The organism is Anaerobiospirillum thomasii (assembly GCF_900445255.1).
Lineage (GTDB): Bacteria > Pseudomonadota > Gammaproteobacteria > Enterobacterales > Succinivibrionaceae > Anaerobiospirillum_A > Anaerobiospirillum_A thomasii.
Genome location: NZ_UAPU01000007.1, coordinates 823,245 through 847,292, shown reverse-complemented (window position 1 = coordinate 847,292; position 24,048 = coordinate 823,245). Strand labels below are relative to the sequence as shown.

Sequence of the window (24,048 nt, the reverse complement as noted above, 5' to 3'; positions counted from 1 at the left end):
TTATGTAAAGCTGTTGCAGCACTGACAGTCTGTGTTTTAATTTATCAAGAAAGCAAGTATCATAGGGATAAAGTGCTCACATTGATGCACTAAAAATCATAAAATGGCATACAAAGGTATTACATATAAATCATAGAGCATTAGAGGTTTTTATTATGGACACACTTGCATAGCCAAAAGTATTGCCAGGATGTGAGAGCTTTGAAAAAATTATTACTACTAATGCATATTATGTAGATAAGACCTCATTCCTAAAAAATCTCCTTGAAAGCTCTGATGAGGTTGAAAATGCCTTATTCATAAGATCTCGCCGCTTTGGTAAAACTCTTAATATGTCCATGATAAAGGCCTTTTGTGAGCTTGACTATAAAAATCCTGGGGACACCTCCTATCAGCAAAAGCTCTTTATAGACAATGACCTTAATCTTGCAGTCTATCAGAAAGAGTATAAAGAGCTGCGCGATAAGGTTATGGGGCAGCTGCCTGTTATCTATGTCTCTTTTAAAGGTATGCAGATCTTTTTTATACACAGGTATAGAGCATAGGCATTGGCTTTTGTAGAAAATACTGTGAGATAGCGTCTTTGGGCAATATGTCAAAGCAGGACAGATCTGACTAAAAAGAGTTATATGCAAGATGGATATTATGTGGCACCATACAATAATTTAAGATCAAGTTATTTGAATTTAACTTTATAGCGCAGCAGGTTAACCTTGTTATACACAGCATGTAGATGCTGTTACAGGTGCCATACGCAAGAGAGGGCTTAACCTATCAGCATAGATAGGCATAAAATATTCAGAGCATCTGCCTGATACTCAATTCTAAAAGTTTATTAGCGCATTTGTATCAATTTTTTTTATGGGGGCTTTGGCTATCATATTTAATTTAGGCTCTCTAATTAACCTTTTGTTTTAATGTATAATTCTATCTAAAAAGTGAACTTGTTTGCAAATTTGTTAAAAAAATAGATAAAGTGCCAAGATGGTAAATTGCAAGCCGATTAATTAGTGTAAGATAACAACAGATTTAATTTTGCCTGTATGAAGTGGCAGTAAAATAAGTTTTGTTTGATGGATAAAATGACTAAAGAGCAAGTACTGCAGACCAAATGCGATACAGGTCAGATAAGTATTTTGCAGTTGACTGATATGCACCTGTTTGCCAGTGAAAACGGCAAACTGCTTGGTGTACGTACGGCCGACAGCTTCAAGGCTGTAATAGAGACCATAGTCAATCAGCATATGCCATATGACTGCATCTTTGTCACCGGCGACTTATCTCAGGATTACTCAGCAGAGTCCTATCAGCGTTTTGCATCGCTGGTAAAGCTTTTAAACGCTCCTGTCTTTTTTGTCCCTGGCAATCATGATGACGGTCCTCTGATGTATAGTATTATGGGTCATCTTGGTATTAATACCAGCCGCTATCTGCGTATTGGCACCTGGCAGTTTATATTTTTAAATTCTGAAGTCTACGCTGTGCCGCATGGCTGGGTGGACAGGTCGGAAATTGATTTTATGCTGACCTATGCGCTTAACAATCCTGAACTGAATACTGCTGTATGCGTCCATCATCTGCCACATCTTGTAGGTAGCCGCTGGCTTGATACACAGACTATGCACAATCAGGATGAGTTTATCTCGGCGCTGCATCTTATACCAAAACTGCGTCTGGTGCTCTCAGGTCATGTGCATCAGGAATATGACAAGACTGTGGATAATATACGCTATATAGCAAGTCCCTCAACCTCTATTCAGTTTGAGCCTTTCTCGCATGACTTTGCTCTTGATATGCGCGGCCCCGGCTGGCGTTATCTGACTTTAGAGCCAAATGGCGATATAAGCACCAAAGTTTTTCGTCTGCCATCTGGCAGATTTGTTCCCGATCTTGGAGTTGGAGGTTATTAGTTTATGCTAATTGCCTATGTGCACGGTTTTCTCTCAGGTCCCAATGCTGTAAAAAGCACTATTTTAAAAAATTATTTAAAGGAGCATGAGCCTGAACTTTGTTTTGATGCTCCTGATTTTCCTGATACACCAAAAGAGGCCTATGAGTATCTTGAAGCCTATTTTAAAAAGGCACAAAAAAGTCACGATAAGATCTGTCTTGTGGGCAGCTCTATGGGTGGCTTTTTCTCAACTCTTATGGCCGATAAGTTTGGTTTTAAGGCAGCGCTTTTAAATCCTTGTGTCCACCCTCAGGATTATTTTAAAGATCTTGTGGGCAGTCAGTACAATGCAGCAACAGACGTATACTTTGAGCTGCATAATGATATGCTAGCTTATATATGCTATCTTGATTCAAGATGTAAGGTTAACAGTGACAGACTTTTTGTACTCTTGCAGCGGGGCGATGAGGTGCTTGACTATACAAAAGCGCAGAGCTTTTATGCAGGATGCAAAATGGATATAGAAGATGGCGGCTGTCATACCTTTGATAATTTTGAGTCCAAGATCCCATCTATTCTTGAATTTTTTAAAGCTTAAGATCTCTAAGCCTTAACTAATTTAAAGCCCTTAGACTTAAAGCATATGCAAGGCACAGGAGATATGACATGCGTATTTTAGTGGTTGAAGATGATCCTATGATTGGCTCTGCTGTATGCGATGCTTTAAGCAAGGACAATTATGCTGTGGATCTTCTTACAAACGGTACAGATGCTCAGTATGCACCTCTTGATGTGGATTATGACTGTATACTGCTCGATCTTGGTCTGCCTGGAATTGACGGAGTGACGCTGCTTATGCGCTGGAGAGAGAGCAGACTTAAAACTCCTGTGATTATTCTTACAGCGCGTGATGCTATTGACGACAGAGTCAACGGCCTTGACAGAGGCGCTGATGACTATCTTGTCAAACCCTTTGAGCTAAGTGAGCTCAAAGCCCGTATTAGAGCTGTAACACGTCGTCTTGGCACAAATGTGCAGTCTGTTTTAACCAATGGTCCATTGTCACTGAATGTACTTGAGCATGAGGTTTCAATTACAGAAGATGGCAAAACCCGTGTCGTTGATCTGACAGCGCGTGAGTTTTCACTGCTTGAGGCTTTGATTATAAGACCTGGTGCTGTGCTCTCACGTGAGGCACTTGAGCAAAAGATTTACAGTTTTGATGAAGAGGTTGAGAGTAATGCCGTTGAGTATATTATTCATACTCTGCGCAAGAAAATCGGTGCTTCATATATTAAGAATGTAAGAGGTGTAGGGTGGAAGGTAGCAAAAGAGTCATAAAGGATTCTTTACGCTTTCGACTTATTGTTATTTTCTGCACTTTAGGTCTTATAGCCACATTTTTTGCAAGTTTTCAGTCCTATGGCGTCGTTAAAAGAGAAGCTACCACCTTTATTGATGAGGAGCTCTCACAGATGGCAGCTGTGGTTATCAACTACAATCTGGCGCTGCCTGGGCGCTGGGAGGGACCGCGCCACAGTCATGAAATGCAGTTTAGGAGTTTCTTTCACAAAAGAAAGGAGCCTGGTAGCTATGCTCTTGAAAACAATGTAATTGCGCCGCGTGATATTGATCATCGCTACGATATCATTATAGCTCCTCTCTTTGGCCGTCCTGGCGATGCCATCTTTATTCCACCTGGAGTTGAGAACGGTTTTTACAACATCATAGTCTCTGATACGCGCATGCGCATGATTGTAGCTACTAAAAACAATGGCAGACGCTTTGTGGTGGCAAGACCTTTAAGTGCCATCAATCATATCAGCTCCAAGGCCTTTATCACCTCGCTTTTGCAGTTTATAGGTATAAGTCTTTTATATATTCCTATTGTTATTGTCAGCGTCAATCTTATGTTCAGGGCCATACATAAAATTGCCAGACGCATTGATAAAAGAAAAGATGATCTGTCCAATATTGTGACGAAGGATGATGGCTATATTCCAACCGAGCTTGATTCATTTATAGGTGCTATCAACGGTCTTTTAGAGCGTGTTGATGAATCGGTGCAGAATCAGCGTCGTTTTATTGCCGATGCGGCGCATGAAATGCGCACGCCTCTTACAGCCTTGTCGCTGCAGGCTGAGGCTCTTGAGGATGAGGATTTAAACGAGTCGGCCAGGCAGAGACTGCGCAGTCTGCGCGATGGTATTATGCGCGAGCGCGATCTTATGACCTCACTGCTCACTCTTGCTAAAACGCAGGGACGGGGTGAGGCTGTGGTTAAAAGCGAGGTTAACATACAGGATCTGTATTTAAAGCTTGTGGAGGATTTAGGCTCAATTGCCGATGACAGGGGCATTGATTTTGGAGTTGAGGGGCGTATTGATTATACAGTTGAGGCCTCCTATGGCGATGTGTTGTGTGTCATGAAGAATCTGACCTCAAATGCACTGAAATACGCTAAGGATGGCGGCAAGGTTGATCTTCTGTGTACGGCTACAGACAAAGAGATAGTGCTTAGTGTAAGAGATGATGGCGAGGGTATTGACGAGGAACATTTATCCAAGGTCTTTGAGCCATTCTACAGGGTCAAGGGAGATGCTGAGAGTGTTATTGGCACAGGTCTTGGTCTGTCTATTGCCTATGAGGCAGCCCGTCGCACCGATGGTATTATTGTGCTTAAAAATCATGAGTCTGGCGGTCTTGAGGCCTCGCTGCATTTAAAAAAAAGCACAGCTGTAAAGACAGATAACAGCTAAAGAATCATACACACTATTATCTGTAACAGCCTGGGCTATTTAAAAAAGGCCAGGCTTTTATACACAGCCCTGTTAACATGGCGCACCTGCATATCTTTTTTTAATCTGTCTTTGGATCAGGACTTATTTGCCGCAGTCTTTTTACCATCGCTTTATAAAAAAAATCAGCTTTTTTGGTTTAAAATAGCAGCAACGAAGATAAATATACATAAAGCTGCAGCCAGTAATAGTAATAAGAATCAGATATGTCAGAAAATATTCAGGAATATACAGGTGCCTCCATTGAGGTTTTAGAAGGTTTAGAGCCAGTACGCAGACGTCCTGGCATGTATACAGATACACAAAATCCCAATCATCTGGCCATGGAGGTTATAGATAACGCTGTAGACGAGGCGCTGGCTGGTTTTGCCACACAGATTGATGTAATAATGCATGAGGATGGCTCCATTGAGGTTATAGACAATGGACGCGGCATGCCTGTTGATATACATCCAAAAGAGGGAGTGCCTTCAATTGAGCTTATTTTTGGACGTCTGCATGCAGGAGGCAAATTCTCATCAGACAGCTATGCCTTTTCAGGCGGTCTGCATGGTGTGGGCGTGTCTGTGGTCAATGCTCTGTCCAAATCTCTTATAGCCAGGGTACAGCGCGAGGGAGTGGTTTATGAAATAGCCTATGCCGGTGGCAACAAGGTTGTGGATCTGCATGAGATAGGCAGTTGCGCTAAAAAAAATCATGGCTCATCAGTAAGATTTATACCAGATGATAGCTATTTTGATGATCCTGACTTTGATTTAAAGGCTTTAAAACATCTTTTAAAAGCCAAGGCTGTATTATGCTCAGGTCTTGTGGTCAACTATGTCAATAAGCAGGATGAGGATGACTCTGATCACTGGTGCTTTACAGGTACCCTCTCTGATTATCTCAAGGCCCATTCACAAAACAGAGTGATAGAGCCCAATCCTCCTTTTTATGACAATGTGTGTGATGAGGAATATGAAGTTGCCTTTGCTGTAACCTGGGAGATGGAGGGCCGCGGTGACAAGGCTCTGGGCGAGTCATTTGTAAACTTAATTCCTACAGCTCTGGGCGGCACCCATGTCAACGGCTTCAGATCAGGTCTTTTATATGCCATACGTGAGTTTTGCGAGCTGCACAATATGCTGCCGCGCAATTTAAAGCTTACAGCTGATGATATCTGGTCACGCTGTTCATATATAGTGGCTGTTAAAATACGCGATCCACAGTTTGCAGGACAGACCAAGGAAAAATTATCCTCACGTCACTGCGCCTCTTTAGTTGAGGGTATAGTCAAGGATCGTTTTTCACTGTATTTAAATGCCAATGCCGAGGTGGGACGCAATCTGGCCAGTATGGTGATACAGGCTGCCCGTGAAAGAGAGGCCAGCGCCAAGGTTGTAGAGCGTAAAAAGATTGTGCGCGGTCCTGCTCTGCCTGGCAAGCTTGTTGACTGCACCTCAACCGATCCAAAACGCGGCGAGCTTTTTATTGTAGAGGGAGATTCGGCAGGCGGCTCGGCCCGTCAGGCCCGTGATGCCTCATTTCAGGCCATTTTGCCTCTGCGTGGCAAAATTTTAAATACCTGGGAGGTCAGTGCCTCATCAGCTCTTGCCTCAGAGGAGATAAGAGCCATATCTGTGGCTATGGGGCTTGAACCTGACAGTGATGATCTTAGTACTCTGCGCTACAATAAAATCTGTATTTTAGCCGATGCCGACTCTGATGGTCTGCACATTGGCACGCTGCTGTGCGCACTTTTTGTAAAACACTTTACCACCCTTGTACGTGAGGGCCATGTTTATGTGGCCTGTCCGCCTCTGTATCGTCTTGACTGCGGCAAGGTCAAAGAATATGCCCTTGATGATGAGGAGCTGGCGCTTAAACAGAAGCAGTTTTTAAAGCGTGGCTACAAGCTTGAGAATATCAAGATTCAGCGCTTTAAGGGTTTAGGTGAGATGAATCCTGAGCAGTTAAGAGAGACTACACTCTCGCCTCAGTCACGCCGTCTTATGCAGCTGACTTTGACAGATGAGAGTGCACAGAGTACTTTTGCGCTTATGGATATGCTATTATCTAAAAAAAGAGCCGGTGACAGAAGATGCTGGCTTGAGAGCAATGGCGACAAAGCAGAAATGCTTGATTAAAGAGGCCTTAAATGTCTGACGGAGCAGAGAAGACAGAACAACCGACCGACAAAAAGATATCTGACGCGCGTAAGCGTGGTCAGGTTCCCCGCTCAAGGGAGGCTGCCACGCTGTTCGTACTCTTATCTGGAGTCCTGGCTTTATGGGCCATGTCGGGCTATCTGGCTGTGGGTATGCGTGATGTAATGCTTACATCCTTTACTCTAAGCCGCGATCAGGTTTTTACAGAAGATGAGATGGCACGTATCTTTGTGCAGGATCTTGTCTTTATTGCCATGCCTCTTCTGGCCGTCACCTTTATAATGATGCTCTTTGCCATCATAGGCTCCATCATGCTTGGCGGCATGAACTTTTCGCAGGAGGCTATGATGCCAAAATTCTCAAAGTTAAATCCTTTGAGCGGCATCAAAAGAATTTTCAGTGCCAACTCATTAGTTGAGCTTGTCAAAAGTATAGCCAAGGTTACCTTTATAGGCCTGTTCTGCTACTTTGTGCTCAAGGGGCAGGTGCAGCAGATCCTCAATTTAAGCTTTATCGATCCTATGAGTGCCATTGGCAAGGCTATATTCATACTCTATAAGCTCATGCTTATTATTGTTATGGCCATGGTGCCTATTGTGCTTATCGACGTGCCTTTTCAGATCTGGAACTATAAAAAAGAGCTGCGCATGTCCAAGCAGGAAGTTAAAGATGAGTTTAAAGAGCAGGAAGGTAATCCGCAGATCAAATCCAAAATCCGTCAGATGCAGTATCAGATGGCAGCCCGCCGTATGATGCAGAATGTACCAACAGCAGATGTGGTGGTAACCAATCCTACGCACTATGCTGTGGCTTTATCCTATGATCCAGAGGGCAGCACTGCCCCTATTGTTGTGGCCAAAGGTGTAGATGAGGTGGCCAATAAAATCAAGGAAATTGCCTATGAGACAGATGTGCCTGTTCTGCAGCTGCCGCCTTTAGCCCGCTCTATCTACTATACAACAGAGCTTGACAAGGAAATTCCCAACGGTCTGTTCAAAGCCGTGGCTCAGGTTTTGGCCTTTGTTATTGGCAACAAAGCCTTTAAAGAGGGTAAAACCCCTAACCGTCCGCGCGATCTTGATCCTGATCTGCCAATTCCAGATGAGCTTAGATTCTAGGTTCTAACCTTAAAAAAATCGCAGAGCATCAGGTTTAACTAAAAATGCACATGCATTTTATAAAGATGCAATCTGTGTCTCATTTATTTAACCTGATGCACAAAAGGGGAGAAAAAAATAAGCATAAATAAGATAAATAAGATAAATAAGCAAATTAAAAAGATAATTATCAACAATTGTATTACAATAAAAAACTGTCTATGTCAGGGTAGACTCAAAAGTATTACCTGCAGATTTAATATAACACTCTCTAAGTTCAGGAGTAATCAATGGCTACCAATAACAGCGCTAAATTTAGAAAACATACAGCAAGTAAAAATGTAAGTACAGGTGCAAATACAGTAAAAACAGCAGTGGTAAAAGAAGAAGTCAAGACTCAGGATTCTGCAAGTTTTGCCTCAGGCATTACTATGAGTGTGGAGGAGTTAAAGGATCGCATTGTGCATCATCTGCACACCTCCATCGGTACTTCAACACAAAAGGCCTCCAAGCTTGCCTGGTGGCAGGCAGTGGTTGCCACCATCAATGAGTTTATCTTTGAAAGACTGACTCAGACACAGTACACCAATGCCCAGAAGGATTCACGTGCTGTACACTATCTGTCAGCAGAATTTCTCATGGGTCGTCTGACTGTAAACAATCTTTGCAATTTAGATCTCTACGAGAGAATCAAGGATGCACTTGCAGCTCTTGGCAAGGATATCAATGAGATCTGTGATGAGGAGCCAGACATGGCTTTAGGCAACGGCGGTCTTGGCCGTCTTGCTGCCTGCTTTATCGATTCTCTGGCTACTTTAAACTACCCATCTGTAGGCTATGGTATTCACTATGAGAACGGTCTGTTCCGTCAGGAAATCCGAGAGGGCCGTCAGGTTGAGCGTCCTGATTCATGGCGTGAGTATGGCTGTCCTTGGGAGGTCTGCCGTCCTGAGTCTGTACAGAATGTGCCAATTGGCGGTTATGTCGAGGAGCAGCAGGCTCCAGATGGCGCCATGCGCAAGGTATGGCACCCTGCCCACGTTATCAAAGGAGTGCCTTGGGATATTCCTGTAGTTGGCTTTAGAGGTTCATCCATCACTGTACTGCGTCTTTGGGAATCACGTGCCACCGAGTCATTCAACTGGGACGTATTCAATGCAGGCGGCTATGTGGATGCCCAGGAGGAAAAGGCATCAGCAGAAGCCATCTCCAAGGTTTTATATCCAAATGATTCAACCGAAGCTGGCAAGATGCTGCGTTTAACTCAGCAGTACTTCTTCTGCGCCTGCTCACTGCGTGATATTCTGCGCCGCTACAACCGCGCCCATCACCATGACTATGGCAAATTTGCCGCCAAGAACATTGTTCAGCTCAATGACACCCACCCTGTAGTTGCCATTCCTGAACTGATGCGTCTTTTAGTTGATGAAGAGGGTGTATCGTGGGATGTGGCCTGGAGCATTGTACAGCAGTGCTTTGCCTATACCAATCACACTCTGCTGCCAGAGGCTCTTGAGAAATGGCCTGTATATCTGTTTGAAAGATTACTGCCACGTCACCTTGAGATCATCTATGAGATCAACTACAGATTCCTAAACGGTGAAGTTGAGGCCCGCTGGCCTGGCCGTGACGACATCAAGGCCAAGCTCTCAATCATTGAGGAAGGTCCATGCCGTCAGATCAGAATGGCCCACCTTGCTGTTATCACCTCATCACGTGTCAATGGCGTGGCTGCAATTCACTCCAAGCTTGTAAAGGAAAATCTTTTCCCAGAGTTTGCTCAGCTGTGGCCAAACAAGTTCTGCAACGTAACCAACGGTGTAACTCCACGCCGCTGGCTTCTCGCCTGCAACAAGGGTCTTGCCGAGCTCTACAACGAGGTTTCAGGCAAGGACTGGCCGCTTAAGCTTGAGCTGTGCCGCAAGATGGCTGACTATGCCGATGATGAGGCTTTCCAGAAGCGCTTTATGCAGGTAAAGCTTGCCAACAAGGAAGCTCTTGCCACCAAGATTAAGCAGTTAACCTCAATTGATGTCAACCCAAGATCTATGTTTGATGTGCAGGTAAAACGTCTGCATGAGTACAAGAGACAGCATTTGAATCTGCTCTATATTCTCTATCTGTACAGACAGCTGCTTGCAAACCCACAGCTTAAGATTGTGCCACAGACCTTTATCTTCGGTGCCAAGGCAGCTCCTGCCTATTCACTTGCCAAGGATATTATTTATGCAATCAATGCTGTAGGTGAGAGAATCAACAATGATCACCGCATTGCCAATCAGATCAAGGTAGTCTTCCTACCAAACTACCGTGTCTCCTTAGCTGAGGTCATTATTCCTGCTGCCGATATCTCAGAGCAGATTTCAACTGCAGGTTATGAGGCATCTGGTACTTCAAACATGAAGTTCTCCATGAACGGAGCTCTTACCTTAGGTACTATGGATGGTGCCAATATTGAGATTGTTGAAGAGGCTGGAGTTGAGAACAACTTTATCTTCGGTCTTTCTGTACAGGAAGTTCAGGATCTCAAGAGCCGCGGCTACAATTCATGGGATTACTACAATTCAAATCCTGATCTTAAGGCTGTGCTTGACTGGCTTGATACTGACTACTTCACACCAAATAATCCTGGTGCTCTGTCATCTATCAAGAGATCACTGCTTGACGGCGGCGATCCATTCCTGGTTCTTGCTGACTTTGCCTCATATGTACAGGCTCATGAGAGAGCTCAGGAGCTTTACAAAGATCAGAAGGCCTGGGCCCGTGCCGCTATTATAAATTCAGCTACCATGGGTAAATTCAGCTCTGACAGATCTATTCAGGATTATGTAAACAATGTATGGAACATCAAGTCAATTGATGTAATTACAGGCGTCAAGTAATCTACAGCAGGAGGCATGACCTCCTGTCATATATTGTAAAAAGGTGCAGGTTATACAACCTGCATTTTTTATGGTTTTTTGTTATCAAGAGTCTTAGTGTCAAAATGATGTTTGAAGGTTTTTCTTGCAAAGCCTGAGACAGCTATGGAGCAAAAGACATTGTCAAGCTGACGCAGCTGTGAGAGCAGCATCATGACAAAGGCCGAGATATCGGCAGAGCTTGAGCTGTTGTGTGTTAAAAAGGTAAGCTGGGATAAAGAGTATTTTTCAATTAAGGCCTTGTACTCCTCTCGGCGCAGCATAACCATGGCCTCATCCTCCTTGCTGCCTGTCATAAAGGCATTGAGCGCAAAGGAAAGATCTTCATTTAACACATGGGTAAGAGATAGCAGATCAGAGCGTGAGCACTGCGGTATGCTATCTTGTGGATTTGCATTTAACTGCTCAACTTCAATTATGGTGCGCAGTATGATTTCACTGGCCTGCATGCAGTGTATGACGCTAGCTAGCGTCTGATGCCACTTTAAAGTCAGATGCTCGTCATTTTCAAATTCAATATCATTTATATATTTTTTAATCTCATTGCCAAGAGCCTCAATATGTTTTGATTTTTCAGAAGCGCTAAGATGCATCTCCTGCTTGCTCTCAATACTCTGTGAGAGCAGATAGAGCATTTCGTGCAGATAGCCGCCAAGACGTATGGTCTCGCGTATGGCATTGGATATGGCAAGAGATGGGGTCTCAAGAGCAGCGCTATCAAGATATTTTGGCTTTTTAATATCATGTGTATCTTTGGGATCTGGCAGAATGTACTGCAGCAGCCTGGCATAGATTGAGACAAAAGGCATAAGCAGTACACAGACACAAAGATTAAAGAGCACATGAAACCATAAGATGGCATCCATGGTCGAATCTAAAAGGATCATGTAGCCTGACACACTCTCAAGAAAAGGCAGCAGAGTCAGAGTTATGGTGGTTTTGAACATGGTATTGCCAAGCATGACGCGCTTGGCCTGCACACCACAGCTTATAGAGCCTATTATCTCAAGTACACAGGAGCCTAAATTGGCACCAACGACTACAATAAGTGCTGTGTGCAGATCAAGTATGCCGCTTGAGGCACTAAGCGCTGTCAGAATCACGGCGGCAAGAGATGAATAGCAGATTATGGCAAGTACAGCTCCAAAGATAAAGGCAGCCGGCAGTATGCCATTTACAGTCTGCAGTATGGTTTTAGTAGCCTCATTTTCAAGAACAGGGCGGGCAGCCTCCATGATAAGACTTAATGAGAGCAGAATAAGACCTAGACCAATAAGAATAAAACCTATACGCCCCGACAGGGTCTTTTTGCTGTAGAGATAAAAAAAGGAGCCAGTTAGCAAAAAGACAGGCTGAATAACAGATATATCAAGGGTCAGCACACGGGCAATAAGGGCCGTGCCCAGATCGGCCCCAAGCATTATCACAAGAGCAGGGCTGAGGCTTATCAGGCCTTTTGAGAGAAAGGATGAGACTAAAAGGGCTGTGGCATTGGAGCTTTGGACTAAAAAAGTGGTAAAGACACCAGAGAGCATGGCACGCAGAGGCCAGAGTCTTGAGTCAAGAGCTCTTTTGATACTTGCATTTATATTATAGCCAAAGGCTCTTAACACACCTTTTTTGGTGACATGTATGGCAAAGGCCAAGAGCGCAACGCCAGAGAGCAGATTTAAGATAACATGCATGGCACACCTTCCTTTTTTAGATTGTGGCATATAAAGCAAGGGTCATAAAGCTGTGCATGTAAAAGTTGCGATTTGCATGTTAAAAAATTGACATGTATCGTTTTGATATCTATGACAAAAATTAAAATCTAAAAAATATAGTTAAATATCAATAAATTACACCATGTGGCATGGTTTTTGAAAGAAGGTGTAAAAATAAAATGGGGAGAGCAATATGCTTATTGATGAGAATGATGCCAAGCTCATGGCTGATGTATTTGAAAAAATACCTTCAGCTATTATTGTGCTTGATGAACGCGGCATGATCAAAAGAGCCAATAACGGAGCTTTGAACCTTCTGTGTGAGGAGCGCCTTGAGGGTCGCCGCTGGATTGAGGTTATTGCCGAGGTTTTCAAGCCACGTGCCGATGATGGACATGAAATCTCGACCCGTGACGGCAAGAGAGTATCTGTAACTACTGTGCCATTGACTAAAGGACAGCTGGTACAGATGACAGATCTTACAGAGACACGTGTACTGCAGGATAAGATTTCACATATGGAGAGATTATCCTCATTAGGTAAAATGGCAGCCTCTCTTGCTCATCAGATAAGAACCCCATTATCTGCAGCCATGCTCTATGCTGCAAATCTTGGCAATGCCAAGCTGCAAACTAGTGCCCGCACCTTATTTCAGAAAAAACTTATGTCACGCCTTGAGGCTTTAGAGTCACAGGTCAATGATATTTTAATGTTTGCAAGAAGCGGTGAGCAGACTGTATCTAAAATTGATGCTGTTGATGTCATTGAGCAGGCCTGCTCCAATGTCGTATCAATTCTGGCAAGAACCAATGCCACACTGCACACTGACATAGGTGACAGACCTATGACCATACTGGCCAATCACGTGGCCTTATGCGGTGCCATATCCAATTTAGTGGCCAATGCCGTTGAGGCAGGTGCCAAGAATGTTCTGGTGTCATTGAAAAAAGATGACAGCAAGATTTACTTTAGTGTGGCCAATGACGGCCCATCAATTCCTGATGAAGTGGCCAAGCAGATCTTTGAGCCATTCTTTACCTCAAAGAGCAATGGCACAGGCTTGGGTCTGGCTGTGGTTTCAGCCGTGGCTAAGGTGCATCAGGGCAGAGTAATTCTAAGTTCAGGTGATGTATACGATACTATCTTCACCATTGAGATACCAACTTATGAAACCATAACCCATCCCAGTAACGCGCTGACAGACAGCAAGAACGTAGCATAAGAGACAGGTTAGATAAGGATATAATAATATGAATCAGAGTCAGATCCTTGTAGTAGATGATGACAATCAGTTACGCGAGGCCATAGTCGATACGCTGATGCTTACAGGTTATGCCTGTATAGAGGCTCCTTCAGGTGAGGATGCCCTGGAGCTTCTGCGATCACATAAGATCGATATGGTTATCTCTGATATTCAGATGGGCGGTATGGACGGACATACTCTTTTACGCTCCATCAGTGAAAAATATCCACAGCTGCCTGTACTTTTAATGACAGCATATGCCAATATCGACGGAGCAGTGACCGCCATGCGTGACGGCGCCATCGACTATCTGGCTAAACCTTTTGCACCTGAGGTTTTATTAAATCAGGTGTCACGCTATGTACCTGTCAACCGTGTGGTTAAAAGAGAGCCTGTCTTTGCAGATCCTTCAACTGAGAATCTGCTGCAGCTGGCTCTTAAGGTGGCAGCCACAGATGCCACTGTTATGATTACAGGACCTTCAGGATCAGGAAAAGAAGTATTATCACGCTATGTACATGATCACTCAGAGCGTGCCTCAGGTCCATTTATAGCTATAAACTGTGCCGCCATTCCGGACACTATGCTTGAATCTACACTCTTTGGTTATGAAAAGGGTGCCTTTACAGGAGCAGTTCAGGCCTGTCCTGGTAAATTTGAGCAGGCTCAGGGGGGAACCATACTGCTTGATGAAATAACCGAGATGGACTTGAGTCTGCAGGCTAAACTTTTGCGCGTACTGCAAGAAAAAGAGGTCGAAAGACTAGGCTCACGCAAGACCATAGCCCTTGATGTCAGAGTTATTGCCACATCAAACAGAGATTTAAAACAGGCTGTAGCCGAGAATAAATTCAGGGAAGATTTGTACTATCGTCTCAATGTTTTCCCACTGCGCTGGCTGCCTCTTTGCAAAAGACCTTTGGATATTGTGCCTATAGCTAAATTCTTTTTACAGCGTCATGCCACAGATGCCCAAAGAGCCATACCAGAGCTCAGCCGTCAGGCAATGGCCAAACTGATGGCCTACAGCTGGCCTGGCAACGTGCGCGAGCTTGACAATGTCATGCAGCGTGCTCTGATTTTATCTAATGACATAGTTGATGAAAATGCTCTTATATTAGATGAGTCTGTAGCCCTTGAGGATATAGATGCCGCTACAGCAGCTCTTGAGAAGCTTGATATAAGACAGGTTCAGACCTTTGACAATGACAGCAGAGGATCTGATCTTAGCTCAGCTAATTTTAACAGCGCCGATGAGGCACTGCGCAATCAGAAAATACCTGAAAACCTAGGTGGAAGTTTAAAGCAGCAGGAATTTCAGGCCATTTTAGATGCACTTATTGAATTTAGAGGCAACAGACAGGCTGTCTCTGACAAGCTTGGAATATCACCAAGAACTCTGCGCTATAAAATTGCCAAGATGCGCGATGAGGGCATGATTATTCCAGGTTAAACGATTTAACTCTATCTTTAAGAACTAGACTGAAAAGACACACGTGTTCTCCATTTATGTGTGTCTTTTTTTTATCTCATAAAAGGCAAAGGTACAGGCAAAAATATATCAAAGCCTGATGTTTGCACAAAGTTTGCTTTATACAGTCTTAAAGATCTTTATCCCTAATCTGCCCATAACTGTAGCGCAGCGGGGCACTGCAGCCCTGAGCAAAGAGACAATAAAGGATGCAGGATATAAGAGTGATGCTATAAAAGAGGATTATTTAAAGATGGTAATGATGTACAGGGTATTAAAATTATATGCAGCGCAAAGCTGCATATAATTAACTGTCTTTTAGAGTATTATAGAGCCTTGTTTTCAAGAGTTGCCTTTTCAAGCTCCTGCTGTGCCTTGCTCTTTCTTACCATATCCATAATGCGGGAGCGATTTAGGGTGATAATAAATTCACAGCCTTTATCTGAGGATTTGAGTTTAATCTTGCCTTTGTGAAAGAGCACCACACGTTTGACAATAGACAGACCAAGACCTGTGCCGCCTGTCTGGCGTGAATGGCTCTTGTCAACACGGTAAAAGCGCTCAAAGATGCGCTCCTGATGCTCAGGCGGAATACCAAGACCTGAATCCTTGACCGTAATGATAATTTTCTTTTCCTGCTCTTTTAAGATAACTTTGACATAGCCGCCGTCTTTGTTGTATTTGATGGCATTGTCGCAAAGATTGTATATGGCCTCATGTATATAGCGATAGACAGCACTGAAGATAATATCATTGCCCTCAAGCTCAAGTTTTATATTGCGCTTTTGCGCCTTGAGTGATAGTGCATCAAAAATCTCATGACAGATTTTATACATGCTGATATTTTCAAAAATGCTTACCATCAGTCCCTCATCAAGACGCGAGAGAAAAATAATATCTTCAATCAGCGTTACAAGATGGGATGACTGTGTTCTTATCTTGCCGGCAAAGGTTTTAATGTCTGAATCTTTGACAATACCGTTTTCAATAAGCTCGGCATAGCCAATAATCGACTGCAGAGGCGTTTTAAGCTCATGTGAGACATTGGCTGTAAACTCCTGTCTTTGTCTTTGAGCGCGGTTTTTGTCAGTGACATCAATAATGAGCATGGCATAGCCCTTTAAAGATCCGTCTATGACAATCTGATTGAAGTGGATCTGATAGTCATGATCAAGCTTTGAAAACTCAGTACTGCGTCTGCTGATTTTCTTGCCAGAGACAAAAACATTGCGTGCATAATTATCCTTATCCACTGACAAAAAGCTTGTGCCTATACACTCATCAGAGACATTGAAAATCTTTTGAGCCATCTTGTTCATGGAGATGATGATGCCATCTTTGTTAAGCAGGATCAGGCCCTCTGACATGGATTTGGTGATAATTAAAAATTCATTGTTGCGCCTCTCAAGCTCTTTTATCACACCGTCAATCTGTTCTTGCTGTTTGACAATCCTGGTGACAAAAGGCTTTATCTCATCATAGAGATCTGTGGCAAGAGGATCATTGATATTGATGTCATTTAAAGGTTTTACAATAAGATTTGATACATGGCGGGCCACAATGGCACAGATAATACTTAAAGCTACAATAATGACTATAAAATATACAAACAGGTCGTAGGAGACTGACAATAGTGTGTCCAGATTCTCGGCTACTCTGAGCACATGCCCGTTTTTAAGGCGTGTGGCAAAATAATAGGTCTTTACATCAAATGATGGGGACAGACGGCTTGAGCTTACAATCTCACCTTCCTTGGCGTGTATAAATTCATAGCGGGAGCTGTGATTGCCAAGCTTTGATGGATCGCGTCTGTTGTCATAAATGACCACGCCCTTGTCATCAATCAATGTGATGCGATATTCCTTGCCAGAGAAGCTGTCAAGTACGCCCTCACCATCGGCATTGACTACATGGCTTAAAAAGGAGGTAAAGCCTTCTATTCTTTTTTGCTCATTATGCACAATGGTATTGTGCATAATGAGGATCAGGGTGGACATGCACAGCAGCATTACTGCCACTGCTGCAAATAATATGGATTTGAAGATCTTTTTGTTCATAAAAGGGCCTGTATGAGGCGGCTTTTTTTAAAGCTCGGCTTTGTAACCGACACCTCGTACTGTTTTTATAATATAGTCCATAGGACCTAATTTTGATCTGAGGGTTCTGATGTGTACATCTACGGTACGGCTCTCGCCGTCATAATCTGTACCCCAGATCTGATCTAAAATCTGATCGCGTGAGTAGACACGACCCTGATGTTTGATTAAAAGCAGTAACAGTTCATACTCTTTTAAAGTCAGATCAAGGTTTTTATTGTTGATAGAGACACTGTAGCTAAGTTCATCAATATGCAAACCTTCAATCTGCAGTGTCTGAGGAGCTTCTCTTACATAGCGGCGCAGCACTGCCTTGGCTCTTGCCACCATCTCCATCATGGAAAAAGGTTTGGCAAGATAGTCATCAGCCCCAAGATCCAGAGCCTGAATCTTGTCAATTTCAGCATCCTTGGCTGTGGCCATGATTATAGGAAGATCTTTGGTTTTAGGATTCTTTCTGATGCGCTTTAGAATCTCAATGCCGTCAAGATCTGGCAGCATTACATCAAGTACTATAAGATCAGGCAGCTGTTCTTTATCAAGAGCTGAAAAAAAAGAGGTGGCATTTTCAAAGCCTCTGGCCTCAAAGCCCATGGACTGGAGTGTATACACTTCAATTTCACGTATGCTGGCATCATCCTCTACACAATAGATCATATTTATCCTCGCTTACATTTTTTTTAATTTTAACAGACATAAAAAGCTATTGTTACATTTTCATGTCTGTTTTTTATGGCTAAGGCTGATTTTGATGCTTATGCTCACCTGTGATGGCAAAGACCACCCAGCCTGCAACATTGCAGGCGTGATCGCCTATGCGCTCAAGGTATTTTGCAACCATCAACACATCAAGGACATCATGACCAATGCTGGCACTGTCTGACTTTAGTTTTTCAATAAGATGCTCTTTGATATTAAAGAACATGGTGTCAACCTCATCATCAAGATCATAGACACCTCTTGCCATATCAAGATCTCTTTTGATATAGGCCTCAATAGCTGTGTGCAGCATGGTTACTACACATGATCCCATGTTTTCAATTTCATGGAGCATAGTCAGGGTACCTGATTTGTTGTGCAGCATAATCTCGGCAATATCACAGGCATGATCGCCAATTCTTTCAAGATCGGTAATCATCTTGAGGGCAGCTGAAATGGCATGCAGATCAGAGGCCACAGGCTGCTGATGTAATATAAGAGACAGACACATGCTCTCAATGTCGCGCTCTTGCTTGTCTACCATATCATCTGAGGCAAAAATCTTGTTGGCAAGCTCCAGATCTCCTGAGCTTAAAGCCTGGCAGGAGAGAGATATGGCATTTTGACACATATTGCCCATATCAATAAGAGCATCGTTTAAAGCCTTTAACTGAGCTGTATATTTGTTACGCATAAAAACCTCCTAACCAAAACGTCCTGTAATATAGTCTTCAGTTCTCTTATCCTGAGGGTGATCAAAGATGTTGACAGTGCTGTTGAACTCAATAAGATCGCCAAGTAAGAAGAAGGCGGTGTCATCGGCAATACGCAAAGCCTGCTGCATATTGTGCGTTACAATAACAATACTGTAGCGCTCTTTTAATCTGTCGGTTAAATCCTCGATTTTGGAGGTAGAGATTGGATCTAAAGCTGAGGTTGGCTCATCCATAAGCAGTACATCAGGCTTTACAGCAAGAGCACGGGCAATGCACAGTCTCTGCTGCTGACCGCCAGAGAGTGACAGGGCAGGGCTTTTTAATCTGTCCTTTAACTCATCAAAAATAGCTGCATCCTTTAATGAAGTCTCAACAATCTCATCAAGCTCTGATTTTTTCTTGATGCCGTGAATGCGCGGACCGTAGGCAATATTGTCATAAACAGACATGGCAAATGGATTTGGCTTTTGGAACACCATACCAACCTGTGTGCGCAGCTCTGTAACATCTATTCTGCTGTCAAGAATTTCCTGCCCCTTGTAGAGTATGCTGCCAGTGGTGCGTACTGATGGGATAAGATCATTCATGCGGTTTAAAGTCTTGATAAAGGTAGACTTGCCGCAGCCTGATGGACCAATGAGCGCAGTTACTGCATTCTTTTTGATATTCATGTTGATATTGTGCAGGGCATGAGCCTCGCCATAGTAGAGATTAAAATCCTTTACTTCAAAAATACTATCCATGTTCTTATTTTCCATTAACAATTCTTTTTAATTAATACTTTTTAGCTGCCATTCTTCTGCCAAGCAGGGTTGAGAGCATATTGATTAAAAAACACATTACAAGCAGTATGGCTGCAATAACAAAGGCCACTTCAAATTCTCCCTGCTCTTTGGCATAGACATAAAGAGCAACTGAGAGGGTGGCGCCTGATGAGCCTATGGCATCAAAGTATCCGTTTAGAGCGTGGGCAAAACCTGCTGTAAAGAGCAGAGCTGCCGACTCGCCAAGCATACGGCCTGTGGCCAGGATACAGCCAGAGACAATGCCGTCGGTGCACGATGGTAAAATCACAGTGCGTATTACATAAAACTTGTTGGCGCCAAGACCAAAGGCACCGTCTCTGTAACTGTTAGGTACAGTTCTTAAACTCTCCTGTGTGGTTCTAATTAAAGTTGGCAGAGACATAATCATAAGCGTAAGAGCACCTGAGATAAGTGATGTCTCAAAACCTAAAAACTGTACAAACACCAGCATACCTACAAGACCGTAGATAATAGAAGGAATGCCAGAGAGGGTTTCAATTGCATATTCAATCACACGCACCAGCTTTTTAGATGAGGCATACTCATTAAGATAGATGGCAGCGCCAACACCTAAAGGCAGCACCAAAAGCAGTGTAGTGAAGATAATGTACAGTGTATTTAAGATATCTGGCATAAGACCTATGGTCTCATCAAGATAGCTTGGCTTGTCAAAAATCAGATCTACTGAAAAGTATGGCAGAGCATTGGTCAGAATATAGAAGATTAAAAAGAAGACCAGAGCTACTGTTGCCAGGGCACTTGCATACATAAAAGTCTGCATGCAGATGCTGTAGATATTTCTTTGTAAATGATTGTTAGTCATGTTTTGTTCCGCGCTTTAAAAACAGATTAAGACAGGCATTAATCATGAGAATGAAGACAAAGAGCACCAGGGCGATGGAGAAGAGGGCCTCTCTTTGCAGGCCTGATGAATAGGCCATTTCAGATGCCACAGCTGTGGTCAGGAAGCGTACTGATTCAAACAGTGAGGGCATATTGGCCACGTTACCTGCAACCATCATTACAGCCATAGCCTCACCAATGGCACGACCTACGCCCAAAACCACGGCAGCGGCAATACCGTCTTTTGCTGCAGGGACCACAACTTTAAAGCAGGTCTCAATATGATTGGCACCAAGGGCTAAGGATGCCTGCTCATACTCAGGCGGTACGGCCTCAAGTGCTGTAATTGAAATTTTAATAATGGATGGCAGAATCATAATGGTTAAAACTAAGATTGCTGCAAAAAGTGAAGCGCCATCCACGAGATCGAACATATCTTTTATAAGCGGCACCAAAAAGAGCATGCCTATAAAACCGTAAACTACTGAAGGAATACCTGAGAGCAGATCAATTAAAGGCTCAACTGTAGAGCGTACTTTCTTTGGGGCGCATTTGGCCATATATACTGCTGAGAAAAAGCCAATTGGCAGACCAAGTACAATAGCTCCTGCTGTACCGTATATGGAAGTTAGAATAAATGGCAGAATACCAAAGCTAGGGACTTCAGCTGAGCTGTCCCAGGATGATCCGAAAAGAAAATCTATAACACCAATTTTGCCAATGGCCGGCAGGCCTGCGTAGATAAGATACAGGCAGATGATAAGTACAAAAAGAATATTTAAAACACCAAGCAGCAAAAAGATTATTCTTGCCACATCCTCTACTCTAAAGCGCGATTTTTTATAAGCTAGCATTGTATTATTCTCAAGAAAAGCCGCACAACAGCGGCTTTTTCAGATGTTTTAATAATTTATAATTACTTGTTTGAAGCAGGGATTACACCGGCTTTAACAGAGATAGCGCGGCCTTCCTCGCTCATAGCGTAGTCAATAAAGGCCTTGGCGCTGTCTGATAACTTCTTGTTCTTGGCAGTTACCATAACAAATGGTCTTTGAATCTTGTACTGACCTGAGGCAATGGTGTCGTGATCAGGCTTTACACCGTCGATGTTGAGGATCTTGACCTTCTTGGTCTTTGAGGCAAGTGAAGCATAACCGATGGCATTGTCGTTGCCGGCTACAGTGGTGATAACGTCACCAGTTGCTGTAAGCTCCTGACGGTAGTTGCACTGACCCTTGGTCTCGGTGATGCTCTCAAAGCCGTCACGGGTACCAGAGCCTGCCTCACGGCCGATAAGAACAATAGCCTTGTCCTGACCGCCTAATTCCTTCCAGTTTTTGATCTCCCCTCTGAATATCTTGCCTACCTGCTCAAGGGACAGGTCGTCAATCTTGTTGTTCTTGTTAACAACAATTACGATACCGTCATAGGCAAGAATGGTTGAGTCAAGTTTCTGTGACTCATCATCTTTAAGGGCACGGCTTGAAAGACCGATGTCGGCTCTGCCTTCCATAGCTGCACTGATACCTGCAGATGAGCCTGTTGGGTTGTAGGTAAATGATATGTCTTTATTCTTCTGTGAGAAGGCCTCGCCTAATGAGCCTATTACTTTCTCCATTGAGGTAGAGCCATCAGTTGATACACTCTTGTCAGCAGCCTGTGCTGCAAAAGGAACTGATAAGAATAAAGCTGCATAAAGTGGTAAAAAAACCTTTTTCATGATTGTAACTCCAAATTTTTTTGTACAAGTTTTTTTTGTTGCGCTCATTGTAAAAAGGATGTGTAAGAGAGCTTTTAGCTCAATATTAAAATGGTGTAAATCAGGTTAAAGAATTGATAATTAAAAGAATTTAGGCAAAAACTAAAATTTTTGGGGTCAACTTTACACAGCCTTAACGCAAAGTTTTTCTAAAAGCGTTAAAAATTTTACCTATGCTTTACATAAGTTAAAAAGTATTTAATATAGGCAAAAAAAAGTTATATTTTGTAAGACAAACAGGCACAAACGAGCCCTCAGTGGTGATAAAAAACTAAAAAGATTTAACAAAAGATGGGTAAAAGAGGGCAAAGGGCCCCATGTCTTAACATAATATATATACAAAGATGCAAAAAAAAGATCCGATATAAATACCATCTTTGCTGCATACTTTACAATTGCTATATAAAGTTTGAAAAAGGCTTTTAGAATAAATAAGGATAATATGTTAAAGCACGAACAATTTAATATAGGCGATCATCTGTGCTCAAGGCGTCTTTTATATACACATCATGGTCTGTATATGGGCAATGGTTTTGTCATTGAATATGACAGGGAGCATGGAGTGCAGATAGTAACAGTTGCTGATTTTACTGATAATGAGTCAGGCTGTGAGCTAGTTGAGCATGACAGCAGACTTTATGACAGACGTCAGTGTGTATTGCGCGCTTTAAGCCGCCTTGGAGAAGATAGATACAATCTTGTCTTTAACAACTGCGAGCATTTTGTAAACTGGTGTATTGAAGGTCAGGCTGTATCCTATCAGGTACAGGATATGTATGCCATTGTAGCTGATGCTGTTTTAGGCTATCTTGGATCTAAGGGCAAAGGTCACAGCCTTTTAAAGCTTGTGCCTGTATCTGATGTGCTTGTAAAGACGCTAAGCTCCTTTATAGACAGTTCTCTTGCCTCAAACTGTGCCAATGAGGCGCAGGTGCAGTCCTTTGAGAGCAGAATTAAAGCTTTATATGTCAAAGAGGCACAAAAAAGTGAAAAATCACCCCTGATGCCACAGATAAAGGCAGTTGTCAAAGACTCACTGTCAAGCTCCAAGGAATTTGTAAAATCAATTGACAAAAAGAGTGTACAAAAGGGTGCGATTAAGACCTATGATATGTTAAAAGACGGAGTGTACAGTGGCATCTTTGATAATGATGTGGCCAGAACTGCCAAAAAGCAGGTTGGCAAAATTACAGACAATAAGGCAATATTAAATGTATCTGCAGGAGCTGCCACACTGGTAACTCTAAAGGCAGGAGCCATGGCAGGTGGCGCTGTGGCTGCCACCATAGGCCTGCCGGCAGCCACAGCCCTTGGTGTCTGTGTGGCTGTAGCCGGAGCTACCAATGTCAGCTCCTATGCCAAAAGCTCTGTTAAAAAAATTATCAGGAAAAAAATTAAGAGCTCGTAACTTATATCAAAGATCTGCATAATATGGCTATAATGTTTTAGGTGATAATTAAATAGCAGGTCTAATGTGAAAGCACATATTTTATGCATAGTCGCAGCATCGATGCTGGCAGGGTGTTCTTCTTATTCATTTCATACCAATCTCTCTCCTAACAATGTGGCAGAGTATTTTACCCCGTCTGCTGTTGATGTTATGGATAAAGACGAGCTTTTAAAATACAACTCCAAAGCTTTAGGCTCTGTCAGCGGTCTGTCCTGTCAGGCGGATGAGCGTGATTTTATAGCCAATGAGGCCGATGCCAGAACTGATGCCCGCATCAAGGCAGCCAGGATGGGTGCCAATGCCATAGTGTTCAATAAATGCGTGGTTGTAACTGACAGTCCTTCATGCCTTAAATCTGTTACATGTTATGGACAGGCCTATATCAGAGGCGACAAGATCAGATAG

The 24,048-nt window shown here is 43.1% G+C and carries 20 protein-coding genes and 1 pseudogene; 12 read left to right on the top strand and 9 right to left on the bottom strand.

Annotation, left to right across the window (positions count from 1 at the left end; all coding sequences use genetic code 11):
* The first annotated feature begins 182 nt into the window (after positions 1 to 182).
* From DRZ93_RS10895 to DRZ93_RS10860, 8 genes are all read left to right on the top strand, one after another.
* On the top strand, positions 183 to 545 hold the full coding sequence (locus tag DRZ93_RS10895) for an AAA family ATPase (protein WP_113746599.1): 363 nt from the start codon (positions 183 to 185) through the stop codon (positions 543 to 545).
* A gap of 537 nt (positions 546 to 1,082) precedes the next feature.
* Positions 1,083 to 1,910 carry a 3',5'-cyclic-AMP phosphodiesterase gene (gene cpdA / locus DRZ93_RS10890; protein WP_113746598.1) on the top strand — a complete coding sequence of 276 codons (828 nt, stop codon included), beginning with the start codon at positions 1,083 to 1,085 and terminating at the stop codon, positions 1,908 to 1,910.
* Positions 1,911 to 1,913: 3 nt separating this feature from the next.
* Positions 1,914 to 2,489, top strand: a complete 576-nt coding sequence (locus DRZ93_RS10885) for a YqiA/YcfP family alpha/beta fold hydrolase (protein WP_113746597.1) — start codon at positions 1,914 to 1,916, stop codon at positions 2,487 to 2,489.
* Between the two features lie 68 nt (positions 2,490 to 2,557).
* Positions 2,558 to 3,232 carry a response regulator gene (locus DRZ93_RS10880; protein WP_113743609.1) on the top strand — a complete coding sequence of 225 codons (675 nt, stop codon included), beginning with the start codon at positions 2,558 to 2,560 and terminating at the stop codon, positions 3,230 to 3,232.
* Complete coding sequence (locus tag DRZ93_RS10875) at positions 3,208 to 4,650, top strand: sensor histidine kinase (protein ID WP_113743610.1); 1,443 nt, start codon at positions 3,208 to 3,210, stop codon at positions 4,648 to 4,650. Before DRZ93_RS10880 ends, DRZ93_RS10875 begins: the two co-directional genes overlap by 25 nt.
* A 245-nt stretch (positions 4,651 to 4,895) precedes the next feature.
* A complete protein-coding gene (gene parE, locus DRZ93_RS10870; protein WP_113746596.1) occupies positions 4,896 to 6,815 on the top strand; it encodes a DNA topoisomerase IV subunit B in 1,920 nt (639 codons plus the stop codon).
* Positions 6,816 to 6,826: 11 nt separating this feature from the next.
* A complete protein-coding gene (flhB, locus tag DRZ93_RS10865) occupies positions 6,827 to 7,954 on the top strand; it encodes a flagellar biosynthesis protein FlhB (RefSeq protein WP_113746595.1) in 1,128 nt (375 codons plus the stop codon).
* 410 nt (positions 7,955 to 8,364) lie between these two features.
* Positions 8,365 to 10,815, top strand: a complete 2,451-nt coding sequence (locus DRZ93_RS10860; protein ID WP_218564297.1) for a glycogen/starch/alpha-glucan phosphorylase — start codon at positions 8,365 to 8,367, stop codon at positions 10,813 to 10,815.
* A 68-nt stretch (positions 10,816 to 10,883) separates the two neighbouring features.
* On the opposite strand, the gene DRZ93_RS10855 is transcribed toward DRZ93_RS10860, so the two are convergent.
* Positions 10,884 to 12,539 (bottom strand): Na/Pi cotransporter family protein, encoded by a 1,656-nt coding sequence (locus tag DRZ93_RS10855; RefSeq protein WP_172458204.1) that lies wholly within the window; start codon positions 12,537 to 12,539, stop codon positions 10,884 to 10,886.
* 214 nt (positions 12,540 to 12,753) lie between these two features.
* Here DRZ93_RS10855 and DRZ93_RS10850 point away from each other — a divergent pair, with 214 nt between their 5' ends.
* The gene (locus DRZ93_RS10850) at positions 12,754 to 13,782 is read left to right on the top strand and encodes a sensor histidine kinase (protein WP_113743616.1); all 1,029 of its coding nucleotides are present in this window, start codon (positions 12,754 to 12,756) and stop codon (positions 13,780 to 13,782) included.
* 28 nt (positions 13,783 to 13,810) lie between these two features.
* The gene (locus DRZ93_RS10845; RefSeq protein ID WP_113746593.1) at positions 13,811 to 15,256 is read left to right on the top strand and encodes a sigma-54-dependent transcriptional regulator; all 1,446 of its coding nucleotides are present in this window, start codon (positions 13,811 to 13,813) and stop codon (positions 15,254 to 15,256) included.
* A 344-nt stretch (positions 15,257 to 15,600) separates the two neighbouring features.
* Here DRZ93_RS10845 and DRZ93_RS14045 read toward each other — a convergent pair whose 3' ends face one another.
* The 8 genes and pseudogenes from DRZ93_RS14045 to DRZ93_RS10805 form a co-directional block, all read right to left on the bottom strand.
* Positions 15,601 to 16,137 carry a sensor histidine kinase gene (locus tag DRZ93_RS14045; protein WP_373854306.1) on the bottom strand — a complete coding sequence of 179 codons (537 nt, stop codon included), beginning with the start codon at positions 16,135 to 16,137 and terminating at the stop codon, positions 15,601 to 15,603.
* A gap of 15 nt (positions 16,138 to 16,152) precedes the next feature.
* Positions 16,153 to 16,383: pseudogene (locus DRZ93_RS14040) on the bottom strand (histidine kinase dimerization/phospho-acceptor domain-containing protein); the annotation flags it as partial.
* A gap of 975 nt (positions 16,384 to 17,358) precedes the next feature.
* Positions 17,359 to 18,027 (bottom strand): winged helix-turn-helix domain-containing protein, encoded by a 669-nt coding sequence (locus tag DRZ93_RS10830; protein ID WP_113743620.1) that lies wholly within the window; start codon positions 18,025 to 18,027, stop codon positions 17,359 to 17,361.
* A gap of 79 nt (positions 18,028 to 18,106) precedes the next feature.
* Positions 18,107 to 18,763: a phosphate signaling complex protein PhoU gene (gene phoU, locus DRZ93_RS10825; protein ID WP_113743621.1), complete on the bottom strand. Its 657-nt coding sequence runs from the start codon at positions 18,761 to 18,763 to the stop codon at positions 18,107 to 18,109.
* 9 nt (positions 18,764 to 18,772) lie between these two features.
* Entirely contained in the window at positions 18,773 to 19,543 is a 771-nt protein-coding gene (gene pstB / locus DRZ93_RS10820) for a phosphate ABC transporter ATP-binding protein PstB (RefSeq protein WP_245933802.1), read from the bottom strand.
* A 16-nt stretch (positions 19,544 to 19,559) separates the two neighbouring features.
* Positions 19,560 to 20,414, bottom strand: a complete 855-nt coding sequence (gene pstA, locus DRZ93_RS10815) for a phosphate ABC transporter permease PstA (RefSeq protein WP_113743622.1) — start codon at positions 20,412 to 20,414, stop codon at positions 19,560 to 19,562.
* Entirely contained in the window at positions 20,407 to 21,288 is an 882-nt protein-coding gene (gene pstC / locus DRZ93_RS10810) for a phosphate ABC transporter permease subunit PstC (RefSeq protein ID WP_113743623.1), read from the bottom strand. Before pstC ends, pstA begins: the two co-directional genes overlap by 8 nt.
* Before the next feature lie 62 nt (positions 21,289 to 21,350).
* Positions 21,351 to 22,154 carry a phosphate ABC transporter substrate-binding protein gene (locus tag DRZ93_RS10805; RefSeq protein ID WP_113746590.1) on the bottom strand — a complete coding sequence of 268 codons (804 nt, stop codon included), beginning with the start codon at positions 22,152 to 22,154 and terminating at the stop codon, positions 21,351 to 21,353.
* 481 nt (positions 22,155 to 22,635) lie between these two features.
* On the opposite strand from DRZ93_RS10805, the gene DRZ93_RS10800 reads away from it, so the two are divergent.
* Positions 22,636 to 23,601: a lecithin retinol acyltransferase family protein gene (locus DRZ93_RS10800; RefSeq protein WP_113746589.1), complete on the top strand. Its 966-nt coding sequence runs from the start codon at positions 22,636 to 22,638 to the stop codon at positions 23,599 to 23,601.
* A 102-nt stretch (positions 23,602 to 23,703) separates the two neighbouring features.
* Positions 23,704 to 24,048, top strand: coding sequence for an Rcs stress response system protein RcsF (gene rcsF, locus DRZ93_RS10795; RefSeq protein ID WP_113746588.1), 345 nt, complete (start codon positions 23,704 to 23,706; stop codon positions 24,046 to 24,048).